The sequence below is a fragment of the Danxiaibacter flavus genome (assembly GCF_041060425.1).
GTDB lineage: Bacteria > Bacteroidota > Bacteroidia > Chitinophagales > Chitinophagaceae > Danxiaibacter > Danxiaibacter flavus.
This window is the reverse complement of record NZ_JAULBC010000010.1, coordinates 68,120-79,449: the sequence shown is the minus strand read 5'-3', so window position 1 is coordinate 79,449 and position 11,330 is coordinate 68,120. Positions and strand designations below refer to the sequence as shown.

General features: G+C 40.3%; 7 protein-coding genes. 5 read left to right on the top strand and 2 right to left on the bottom strand.

Annotation, left to right across the window (positions count from 1 at the left end; translation table 11 throughout):
- Positions 1 to 69: 69 nt before the first annotated feature.
- The gene (locus QTN47_RS24770; protein WP_369332136.1) at positions 70 to 795 is read right to left on the bottom strand and encodes a hypothetical protein; all 726 of its coding nucleotides are present in this window, start codon (positions 793 to 795) and stop codon (positions 70 to 72) included.
- Positions 796 to 1,241: 446 nt separating this feature from the next.
- On the bottom strand, positions 1,242 to 4,994 hold the full coding sequence (locus QTN47_RS24765) for a DEAD/DEAH box helicase (protein ID WP_369332135.1): 3,753 nt from the start codon (positions 4,992 to 4,994) through the stop codon (positions 1,242 to 1,244).
- Between the two features lie 262 nt (positions 4,995 to 5,256).
- Here QTN47_RS24765 and QTN47_RS24760 point away from each other — a divergent pair, with 262 nt between their 5' ends.
- From QTN47_RS24760 to QTN47_RS24740, 5 genes are all read left to right on the top strand, one after another.
- Positions 5,257 to 5,817: a helix-turn-helix domain-containing protein gene (locus tag QTN47_RS24760; protein ID WP_369332134.1), complete on the top strand. Its 561-nt coding sequence runs from the start codon at positions 5,257 to 5,259 to the stop codon at positions 5,815 to 5,817.
- 130 nt (positions 5,818 to 5,947) lie between these two features.
- Positions 5,948 to 8,353 (top strand): heavy metal translocating P-type ATPase, encoded by a 2,406-nt coding sequence (locus QTN47_RS24755; protein ID WP_369332132.1) that lies wholly within the window; start codon positions 5,948 to 5,950, stop codon positions 8,351 to 8,353.
- A 110-nt stretch (positions 8,354 to 8,463) separates the two neighbouring features.
- Positions 8,464 to 8,676 (top strand): heavy-metal-associated domain-containing protein, encoded by a 213-nt coding sequence (locus QTN47_RS24750; RefSeq protein WP_369332131.1) that lies wholly within the window; start codon positions 8,464 to 8,466, stop codon positions 8,674 to 8,676.
- Between the two features lie 404 nt (positions 8,677 to 9,080).
- Entirely contained in the window at positions 9,081 to 9,656 is a 576-nt protein-coding gene (locus tag QTN47_RS24745) for a DJ-1/PfpI family protein (protein WP_369332130.1), read from the top strand.
- A gap of 243 nt (positions 9,657 to 9,899) precedes the next feature.
- Complete coding sequence (locus QTN47_RS24740; protein WP_369332129.1) at positions 9,900 to 11,321, top strand: MDR family MFS transporter; 1,422 nt, start codon at positions 9,900 to 9,902, stop codon at positions 11,319 to 11,321.
- The last annotated feature ends 9 nt before the right edge of the window (positions 11,322 to 11,330 follow it).

Here is an 11,330-nt window from a genome sequence, read left to right as displayed (position 1 = left end):
ACGTCACCGGTTCTTGTCAGGCTTTCAGGGAAACAACGGGAATGTAAGGATGGTCTTTCGGGGAGAAAATTATAGCGCTGCCTGTTCATTCTTTTCAATGAATTGCTGATAATAATTTGCAATATTCATCAATACTTTTAATTTATTATTGCTCTTAAAACTTATTTTCCTGGGATAGTAACCTATTTCCTTTTGTTGAATTTTGAGAACCAGTTCAGGGCATTCGTTTACTATGCCCGCCATCTTCGATTGAAAGTCGGGGAAGAACTGTTCCCCTTCCAAATCCCAAATTTCGTCGGGATTAGTTCCATTGGGCAACGAAACATAGTAGTGCATCATGTTTTTTGTCAGTCTACTTTTCTGCTCAACAACTGCTTCCTGGTACTCATATATCTGCAAAAAATAATGTTCAGGAGTGAGCCGTTTTACAAATGATCTGAAGGATTTCTGATCATTATTTAACCTGTTTTTTCCGGATGGATGTAATAGTTTATACGCATAATAATTATCGTCCATATTGTAGCCCTGCACTTCTGTTAGCGGAACTGAAATTGTTTTTCGTTGCTGCGGAATCCGTACGTTAAGCGCATTGCTTTTTTTTGAAAAAGACAGATAACCAAAAACAGTCGAATTATCATCTAAATAAACCGTTGCCCGGATATTTTTTGCATTATTAGGTCCGTCAAATGCAGGCCCGGAAGTAGCGCATGATGTAAATGCAAACATGCATATTAAACTCATATATGTGAGACTTATAGAAATGCTGTTACCATTAGAAAAACTCCACTTTTTCATAACATTCGTTTTTCAATAAACAACTCAAATTTTCACATAGCAGAGAAGTGAAATATATTATCAACAAACCACGCAGAAGTACTATTGACCAGTGTGACAAACGAATTATAACGGCAAGTTACTGTAGTGATAACAATTGGGGGGAAGCTTTGTTTAGTGCACGTTGTAAGTTTTACGTGATACGTTTTACGTTTATTGATTCGAAGGAACAATCAATCGAAGAAATGATCAGACATAAGCAAGGTCTGGCAGGAATAATATGATGTCTGCTTGATAGTTACTTATTTTTACAATAATGGCTATAATAAAATAAAAGGTGCGGGATAATCATCTCGCACCTTTAAAAACTTTATAATTTTTTAGAATTACTCCTTCTGGAAACTAAAATTGTCCTTGGTTTCGCTTCGATCAACGTAAAACGTACCACGTAAAACTTCCCACTCATCTTAACTAAACAGATACTCAATATCTTCCCTGGTAAGGCTCTTAACAAAGCCGGTATCATCGGTAATGAGATCGGCGGCGAGCATACGTTTCTTCTCTTGTAATTGCAGGATCTTGTCTTCTACAGTATCCTTACAGATCATGCGGTAGGCAAAAATGTTTTTTGTCTGGCCAATACGGTGTGTACGGTCAATCGCTTGCTGTTCAACGGCTGGGTTCCACCACGGATCAACTATGTACACATAGTCGGCGGCCGTAAGGTTAAGACCCACACCACCCGCCTTAAGTGAGATGAGAAAAACGCGACAATTCTCGTCGTTCTGGAAACGCTGAATCGCTTTTTCTCTGTCCGGAGCGGAAGTGCTTCCATCAAAATATTCGTAATCAACGCCCAGCTCTTTCAGCTTTTCTTTTATCAGGCCAAGCATACCAAGGAATTGAGAGAATACGAGTGCCTTGTGATCACTGATGTTTTCCGTGATCTCTCTTCCCAGCTCTTCCAGCTTAACTGATGCATTTGGATACTGCTCGTCATCTTTCATGATGGCAGGACTATCACAGATCTGTCGCAATTTCATTAAGCCCTGCAAAATGGTGAGCTGAGATTTTTGAACGCCCTGGGAATCCACAACGCCTAAGATCTTATCACGGTAATCGTTTCGGAATGCGTCATAAATATCTCTCTGTTCCTTGCTCATTTCGCAGAACAGGATCATCTCAGATTTTTCAGGAAGATCTTGCGCCACCTGCTCTTTGGTACGGCGGAGTATGAATGGGAACAACAGCTTGCGCAAATGTTCCTTTTGTTCTTTCTCTCCGAATTTGTCGATCGGAACAGCGAACTCCTGCTTAAAGAATTCCATTGATCCGAGCATGCCCGGATTTAAGAAATTCATCTGTGCATAAATATCAAATGTGTTGTTCTGCAACGGCGTACCACTTAAACAAAGTTTGTTTTTTGACTTCAGCAAACACGCAGCCTTTGTAACCTTGCTTGCCGGGTTTTTAATTGCCTGGCTTTCATCCAGTACAACATAATCAAACTCTACTTCAACAAATTGTTTAATGTCACTACGCAGCGTGCCATACGTTGTAATAATGACATCTATGTTCTGGTGAACAATCAATTCAGCAGTCCTGCTACCCCCATGGTGAATGTAATATTTCAACCCGGGCGCAAACTTCTTAATTTCATTTTCCCAGTTATACATCAGCGTGGTTGGACAAACAACCAGCGCCTTCAAAGTTTTATTTACATCTTTCAAATGATAAAGGAAGGATAACGCCTGGATCGTTTTACCCAAACCCATATCATCTGCAAGAATACCGCCCCAGTGTACTCCGCTTAAATAATTCAGCCACTGGAAGCCAGACTCCTGGTAAGGACGTAATACATTTTTTAAATGTTGCGGTGCACTTATTTCCTGGATTGACTGGAAGTTTTTCAGATTTTCATACTTAGCCTCCAGCTGGAAGAACAATTCCTCTTCATCACGCTGATTATACAACTCCTCTATTACACTGTAATGATATTTGCTCAGCTTGATGTGAGATGCTTTTCCTTCACCCACGCGGAACAACAGCGAGTATTTTTTAATCCACTCTTCAGGTAAAATACCCAGTGTTCCATCCTGCAACTGGACGAACTGCTGCTTATTAGCCAACGCTTTTTTCACATCAGCAACAGTCACTTTCTGTTCGCCGAAATGAATATCGATCTTGGCATCAAACCAATCAGTATGGCTGCTGATGTAAATTTTCGTTGATGGCTTGGCTGTGTTAAAGCGGAAGTTTTTCAGCGACTCAAAACCAAAAACCGGAATGTTCATGTCTTTAACAGCATCAACAAACAGGAAGAACCAATTATTCTTTAGTACTTCAGAACCTTTTAAGGCAAGTGTATTGCCCTCCTCTGTTCTGATGAAATGGGAATGCAGGTTAGATAATTTATCAAACAGGTCATTTTCCGCCTGCGTGTTGCGGTGTACGATCAAAAGCTTATCCATCAAAGGAAGAATGATTTTTTCCTTATCAGTCGGCCGTATATCGTATCCGTTATAATTAAACACCGGTTGTAGCAACAAGTAGTCGCCCTTCTCTTTTAAAAGAAGCTTTACTTCCGGTTTTGTATCTTTTACTTCTTCACGTTCTACATTTACAAACTGAACGTTATACTCTTTGGTAAGCGGTAATATAAAATCAACCAGCTGCTTATTCCATTCATGCTGGCTGATGATCAATTTTCCACTGGGGAGAAATTTCTCAATAACCGCAATATCCTCGGGTCTTTGCCATAAATAAACCGTATCCTGGAACCGATAGATCAGTGAAGATGAAATTTCATTATCACCAACACTATAAACTCCTTCAGGCAAACGAACATTACATTTTATTTCATAGTTGCCTTCAGTATAATAAACCGAAAATTCAGGTATGATGAAATCCTTTGCTATCTGAATTTTTTGCAGGTTCGCAGTTTGAAAAGCTTTTCGCTGCGGTAAAAAGAAAACAAAATTGCTTTCAGTTATATCTGCAAAAATCTTTTTGTATTTGGGCTGAAGATATTCGATGATGAGATGACGTGTTTCTTCAGGAAGTTCATCATCATGTTGCTGGATAATATTTTCCCAGATACCACTAAAAGGTGAATTCCTGTTGAGATACCTGCTCACTTCCCCTGGCAAAAGCTTACGCAACTGCTGCACAACACCCTTATCATCTTCATTGAAAATCTCAGTATTGATAAATTTCGCCAGGTCCAGTTTTTCAACCTTACCAACGTAGCCAGTATTGTCCTCATTTGCCTCGCCCTGTATCAGATCAAGCTGCACATAAGGATACTGATGCGCATTATAGCTGATCACGATACCAGCTTTGTATTGTATTTTCTGCACCTCAGTTTCAGCAACCATTACATCCGGCTCAATAATCGTTTTGGGTCGTAAAGGCTGTGAAGGAGGTGCCACACGTTTTATCGTAGGATCGAGTACGCGCAGGAATGGCTTTCCGTCGGTGTATGTAAATTCAAACTTCCCTTCAATATCATCACCCAGCGAGTAACCATACAGGCCAAGTAGCTTATCTTTTTCTTTATCCCAGTTGCGGATAGTATCAAAATAATTCGGGCCAAAGCTGTTCAAGAGCTGAAGCAGCAGAATTGCTTTGTGTACACACAAGGGATGTTTGCTATCTGAATGACAGGTACAGCTCGTATCAAAATTCCGCTCTTCATTTTTTTGAATGAGCAATCTGAACATTTCACCTTCATATTCCAGTTCAGCATTCACCCGCTCATCTTTGGCTGAAATGATATTTGCTTTATTACTGCGTAAATAGTTTTCAGCTTCAGCCAGTGCATTTTGAGCCGTCAACAGTTTGATCATTTTAAGATCCAACTGTTTCATTTTTATTACAGTATGTTTTTGATCGTATTCGAGCTCTTTATCACCCAATAAATTCTTATCGAGCATTTCCTGTAATTGGAAAAGAGCTGCGGCCTCATGACGGCATATTTCTCCCAGGTTGTAGGGACAACCGCAACGCACAGACAGCGTCTTGGGATCTTTAAATTTGCTTATGTAAACTTTATAGTAGGTAGAGTAAGCATCATCTTTAACCCGAAGCGTAACGGAGCCTACAAGATCATCAAATTCAACCAATTCAACATTACCGATCGCGTGTATTTTTTTCCCTCTGCGTATTACTTCATCAGTTCCGTTGTTATATATGTATTTAACCAGGTGCGGTAAAGCCATTCGATGTTATAATTTGTTTGTGACGTCTCTCCAAAAAAACCATGAATAAACATCAACCGTTCAGAAAAGAGCAATTTGCAAAAGTAAAGGAATTATGAGCATTTTATGAAATGAAAAGAAGGTTAATCGCGCTTATTACCATAAAATTAAGAAGAGAATGTTCGCGATTTACGTAATATATTTATTGATTTTATATACAACAACCTGTAGTTAAGGATGGTTTGATTATTCTGAATAGATTTGTAAAAACAAGTGCAAATTCATGAAGTTATATATAAAAAATATGGTTTGTAACCGTTGTAAAACGGCGGTGAAAGAAGTATTAGCGCACAATGGCATTGAACCCATAACGGTTGATCTTGGGGAAGTAGAAGTAAAGCAAGTTCCATCAAATGAAAAACTTATCAAAATAAGTGATGAACTAAAGCATCTCGGCTTTGAAGTGATAGACGACAAAAAAAGCCGGATAATTGAAAAGATCAAAAATGTGATTGTCAAGCTGGTACATTATTCCGAAGAAGACAAGCCATTTAATCTTTCCACACAAATTTCAGCAGAACTCCATTACGAGTACAACTATTTAAGTACACTTTTTTCCGAAGTAGAAGGAACTACCATAGAAAAATATTTCATTGCGCAAAAAATTGAACGTGTAAAAGAGCTCATCGTTTATAATGAGTTAACGCTCTCTGAAATAGCCTATAAAATGGGCTACAGCAGCGTAGCACATTTAAGCAGTCAATTTAAAAAAGTGACAGGATTTACACCCACACATTTCCGCAACATAAAAGAAAACAAACGGAAATCCCTTGACGAAGTGTAATAAGACGACGTCGAGATTGATCCGTATTCTTGACTCACGGGCATAAAATGTTGTAACCCTTTCCCATAATTGTATAACAGTTCCGCCCATATGCTTTCGGAACTTTGCCATAGAACAAACATTAATTAATATGGCAACGGAAGTATATATACCGATTGAAGGCGCAGAAAGTGAGCACTGTGCCCTGATCATAGACAAAGGACTCGCAAAAGTTAAAGGAATTACTTCTCATAAAGTTGAATTAAACAACCAGCGTGCAGTAATTACGGCGGAAACGCCGGAAGTTATTGCAGACGCCGTTTCTGCTATTAAGGATCTAGGCTACGATGTTCCCTCAGTTAAGAAAAATTTTCCCGTATTGCACATGACCTGTGCATCCTGCGCAAACAGTACCGAATCGATTTTAAAAAGCCAGGAAGGCGTTGTGGATGCCGCAGTGAACTATGCAAACGCAAGTGCAATGGTTACTTATATTCCTACTATTGTTACGCCGGAAAAGCTGAAAGCAGCTATTCAATCCATCGGTTATGACCTTGTGATTGAAGAAAGTGCAGATGCAGTAAAAGAGTTAGAAACCCTGCAGCAAAAAAGCTTCTCAACACTTAAGAAAAAAACAATTGGTGCTATTGCATTAACGCTGCCTGTTGTTGTGATAAGTATGTTCTTTATGAACATACCCTACGCCAATTACATTACGTGGATATTATCCACGCCGGTGATCCTGATTTTCGGAAGGCATTTTTTTGTGAATGCCTGGAAGCAACTTAAGCACCGCTCAGCTAATATGGATACACTTGTTGCTTTAAGCACAGGCGTGGCCTATTTGTTCAGCGTTTTTAATACATTATTCCCTGAATACTGGCATAGCCGCGGTTTGCACGCTCATGTTTATTTTGAAGCAGCAGCTGTGGTGATTTCATTTATTCTTCTTGGTAAAGTGCTGGAAGAAAAAGCTAAAGGAAATACTTCGTCCGCAATAAAAAAATTAATGGGATTGCAACCAACAACGGTAACGGTTATTCACCATGGTTCTCACCATATGGAAATACCAATAGCCCAGGTTAAGAAAGATGATATTATCCTGATAAAACCGGGTGATAAAATTCCTGTTGATGGCGTAGTTGCAAGTGGCAGCTCCTTTATAGATGAAAGTATGATCAGCGGAGAATCAATGCCGGTTGAAAAAACTACCGGATCGCAGGTATTTGCCGGAACGATCAATCAGAAGAATAGTTTCCAGTTCCGTGCGGAAAAAGTAGGCGCGGATACATTGCTGGCACACATCATAAAAATGGTGCAGGACGCTCAGGGCAGTAAGGCACCGGTTCAAAAGCTGGTGGACAAGATCGCCGGCATTTTTGTCCCCATAGTTATCATTATTGCAGTATTGACTTTTATTGCATGGATTACGCTGGGCGGAGAAAATGGTCTTACGCAGGGACTGCTTGCAATGGTTACTGTATTGGTGATTGCCTGTCCTTGTGCACTCGGCCTCGCGACACCAACTGCAATCATGGTCGGAGTAGGAAAGGGCGCAGAAAATGGAATACTGATTAAAAACGCGGAAAGTTTGCAGCTCGCCAGAAAGGTTGACGTGATCGTATTGGACAAAACAGGTACGATCACTGAAGGCAAACCTGCTGTTACTGATATAAAGTGGCTTCGCAATGATGATTCAAATGCTGTGATCTTTTCTTCTGTTGAAAAACAATCAGAGCATCCTTTAGCCGAGGCAGTAGTAAAACATCTTGATATTGATACCACAGTCAACGTATCAAATTTTGAAAGTGTAACCGGATACGGGGCTACAGCCGTTGTAAACGGAGCGCAGTTTTATGCAGGTAACAAAAAATTGCTTAGAAAAAATAAGATACAGATAGATGATGATTTTCTTATAGCGGAACAATTGTGGTTGAAGGAAGCAAAAACCGTGATCTTTTTTGCAAATGAAAAAGAGGCACTGGCGATTGTTGCTATCGCTGATAAAATAAAAACGTCATCTACTGAAGCCGTGAAAGAATTACAAAACAACGGGATTGAAGTGTATATGCTTACCGGTGATAATCATGCAACAGCAAAGGCAATTGCAGAGCAAGCAGGCATTCAACATTTTAAAGCCGAAGTTTTACCTGCAGACAAAGCGTCTTTTATTAAAGAACTTCAACATAAAGGACACACCGTCGCCATGGTTGGTGATGGCATTAATGATAGTAATGCGCTTGCGCAGGCTGATGTGAGCATAGCAATGGGCAAAGGCAGTGACATTGCAATGGATGTGGCGGCTATGACGATCATATCTTCAGATCTTACCAAAATAAATAAAGCCATTCGCTTGTCCGGACAGACCGTACAAAGCATCAAGCAAAATTTGTTCTGGGCGTTCATTTATAATGTAATTGGCATCCCCATCGCGGCGGGAATACTTTACCCGGTTAACGGCTTCCTGTTAAATCCAATGATTGCAGGTGCAGCCATGGCGATGAGCTCGGTGAGTGTTGTAGCAAACAGCCTCCTGCTTAAAGCTAAAAAACTCTAACCTGTAAATTGTATAACAGAATAGGAGAATTGTATAAAGCAACTGGGATCACTATAAGCGAAATTTGTATAACTAAACGGAGCGGTAACCCGCACAAAAAACGAAAGACGATGAAAACAATAACATTCAAAACAAATATTAATTGCAGTGGTTGCGTAGAAAAAGCAACCCCATTTTTGGACGAAGCGGCAGGAGCCGGCAACTGGAAAGTGGATACGCAAAATCCCGCTAAATTATTGACTATAGAAAGTGAAGGAGTACATGAGAAAGATATTCTTAGTATACTTCAAAAGGCCGGATTTAAAGCTGATGTAGTGAAATAGTTTTACAGATTGGTTTTGGTTTAGAGCAAGCGCTGTTATTTAATAACGGCGCTCTTTTTTTTAATGGAGAGTTGAAAATTGACATTTTTTTCAATTGAGAATTGAAAATTGACAATTGAAAATGTAATGTCGTTTAGTCAAGACCTATCAATATCAAATGCATATAAAATCTCACGATCAGATCAATTATTCGGGAGACCTCTCCTGTCGTCGAGGTGACGATGCGGTTGCAAACTTACACCAGCTGCAATAAAACTCTAAACAAATTGGCGCAGATTATTTTTCGCTCATATCATTGTCAATTTTCAAATGTCAATTGTCAACTGAGTTGAGTTTTCCGTCTAAACAAGTTAACTTTAACCTTCCCTTCATTACTTTCATTCGATAACTACAAAAATAGAAGTATGAAAAAAATTCTCTTTCTTACAGGCGATTTTGCTGAAGATTACGAAACAATGGTTCCTTTCCAGATGCTACAAATGGTAGGCTTTGAAGTACACGCTGTTTGTCCTGATAAAAAGAAAGGCGACACCGTAAAAACCGCGATCCATGATTTTGAAGGAGATCAAACCTATTCAGAAAAGCCCGGCCATCACTTTCAACTCACTTATACTTTTGATGATGTGAAAGAAGCCGATTATGAAGGATTGGTAATTGCAGGCGGAAGAGCTCCTGAATACCTGCGTCTCAACAAACGTGTCCTCGAAATCGTACAATATTTTGCCAGCAACAACAAACCCCTCGCAGCCATTTGCCACGCCCCTCAAATCCTTGCTGCTGCCAAAGTCCTAAACGGACGAAAGTTAACATCTTATCCCGCAGTTGGACCAGAAGTTGAGCTTGCCGGTGGCACTTATGTTTCAGTAGCACCATCTGAAAGTGTAACGGATGGTAATCTTGTTACTTCTCCTGCATGGCCGGGACATCCTTCTTTTATTGCTGCTTTCCTGAAGGTGCTTGGTGTGAAAATTGATTTGTAACCACGGAGGCAGGGTGACACATAGAAACACGGATTTTTTGCCACAAAGACGCAAAGGCGCAAAGGAGCACAAAGGATTGAAACACAGAGACAGCACGACACAACGAAACACAGTGTTGTTGCTATGTATGCCACGAAGGCCCGAAGGCAGCAAGGAGCACGAAGAATTGAATAAAGTCTGTGCTTCCTTCGTGGTGGGAAACGTATAACGTAAAACGTAAAACTTACAACATCTAAAAGATGCATGGTAGTTAAACACAAGTTCGCCATACTATTACCATTAATGCTTGGCACTTTTATGGCCGGCATTGATAGTAGTATTGTGAATGTGTCTCTACCAGTAATGCGGAGAGAATTTAATTGTGGCTTAGATGATATAGAATGGGTAATCACTTCTTACATGCTGGGGTTTTGCGTGTTTATGCCACTCACCAATTGGCTAAAACAAAATTTTGGGTTTTACCGGTTGTACCTGGCAAGTCTCACTGTTTTTGTAATAGGTTCTTTGTTGTGCGGCTTATCGCGCAGCCTTGAAATGCTTATTATATCGAGGGCCATCCAGGCGTTTGGCGGCGGAGCAATTACTCCAACAGCCATGGCCATTCTTACACTCGTCTTTCCTAAAAAAGAAAGAGGAGCAATAATGGGCTGGTGGTCATTGGGTGCTATAACGGGTCCGGCTTTAGGCCCTACACTTGGCGGCATTCTTACCCAATACTTCGGATGGCCCTCTATTTTTATGGTAAACCTCCCGATCGGCATTGCAACTATTATCATAGCAGCTATTTCATTAAGATTTCTAAAAAAGCGAAAAGGAAAAATTATCCATTTTCATTTGTCAGGGTTTATCCTGTTCACTTTGTTCATTCTGTTGATTCAATATGCATTGGCAAAGGCAGCCGATTTGGGTGCATTATCCCCTTATGTGTGGGGAACCTTTATTTTGTCGGTTGTTGTGCTGATCTTATTTATAAGAACATGTAGGAAAAGTAAGGATCCGCTTTTTGATCTCAATATTTTCGCAAGCAAAACATTCGTCAACTGTATGCTTATAACTATGGTTCGCTCTATCGCACTGTATAGCGGGCTATTTCTCGTGCCCTTTTTGTTACAGGGCTTGCTTAATTATTCAGAAACGCAATCAGGTTTAATGATTCTCCCCAACTCTATTGTCATGGCCATCTTTACACCGATGGCAGGTGCATGGTCAGACAAGTTTGGACCAAGAAGAGAAGTACTGATAGGACTGGGCATTCTCACATTATCCATGTTTCTCTTTTCCAGGATCAATGAGCCGTTGGCCTGGTTTATTTTACTAACCATGGCAGTCAGAGGTTGCGGATTGGGCCTGCTTGTGTCACCAATTACATCTACCGCTATGAGCTCCGTATTGCCACATCAGGCTACGCAGGCTTCTTCCATGTACAGTCTTACCCAACAATTGAGCGGCTCTGCCGGCATTGCACTTAGCGGGATTATGCATCAATATTTATTTAACTACTACACAACCACAAAAAATTATACTGCGCCGCTGGCTGAACAATATGCAATACAGGATGCATTCCTGATGTCATCTGTTCTAATTTTGATTGCATTTATGCCTGCATTCAGGTTGCCACGCGTTAAATACACGGATAAGAAGCCGGAAGTTGTTGAAATGGTATAAACGCAGTAC

Excerpts from the sequence above, each read along its gene's own strand:
- QTN47_RS24765 (WP_369332135.1), bottom strand. The coding sequence starts at position 4,994 with ATGGCTTTACCGCACCTGGTTAAATACATATATAACAACGGAACTGAT.
- QTN47_RS24755 (WP_369332132.1), top strand. The coding sequence starts at position 5,948 with ATGGCAACGGAAGTATATATACCGATTGAAGGCGCAGAAAGTGAGCAC.
- QTN47_RS24750 (WP_369332131.1), top strand. The coding sequence starts at position 8,464 with ATGAAAACAATAACATTCAAAACAAATATTAATTGCAGTGGTTGCGTA.
- QTN47_RS24740 (WP_369332129.1), top strand. The coding sequence starts at position 9,900 with ATGGTAGTTAAACACAAGTTCGCCATACTATTACCATTAATGCTTGGC.
- QTN47_RS24745 (WP_369332130.1), top strand. The coding sequence starts at position 9,081 with ATGAAAAAAATTCTCTTTCTTACAGGCGATTTTGCTGAAGATTACGAA.
- QTN47_RS24760 (WP_369332134.1), top strand. The coding sequence starts at position 5,257 with ATGAAGTTATATATAAAAAATATGGTTTGTAACCGTTGTAAAACGGCG.
- QTN47_RS24770 (WP_369332136.1), bottom strand. The coding sequence starts at position 795 with ATGAAAAAGTGGAGTTTTTCTAATGGTAACAGCATTTCTATAAGTCTC.